The 261-nt window shown below is 39.1% G+C and carries 1 protein-coding gene; it reads right to left on the reverse strand.

Annotation, left to right across the window (positions count from 1 at the left end; genetic code table 11):
* Window positions 1-261 (reverse strand): hypothetical protein (locus tag AAEY78_RS13685; RefSeq protein WP_352339892.1); only part of this gene is annotated, 261 nt, incomplete at both ends.

A 261-nucleotide genomic window follows, 5' to 3' on the forward strand; every position in this document is an offset into this window, starting at 1 on the left:
TGAATAGATTGAACTCTATAAACTCAACCGCATTATCGATATACAAACGTAGCTTTTGAAAGTTAGAGGTGATGACATAGCGGCACTTAGGTTGATTGTTTTTATAGCCAAAAGCTTGCTGCTCAATTTTGCTAAGGTCAGTGGTATTCATACCTTTTAGCTCAATCACGCCAATAGCATGACCGTCTTTGAGTATCGCGCCATCAGCCTTTTTACTGCCCGTTTGGTTTTTGAATTCTGTCGTTATATCATAGTCAGGAT

The organism is Psychrobacter sp. 16-MNA-CIBAN-0192 (genome assembly GCF_040309565.1).
Classification (GTDB): domain Bacteria; phylum Pseudomonadota; class Gammaproteobacteria; order Pseudomonadales; family Moraxellaceae; genus Psychrobacter.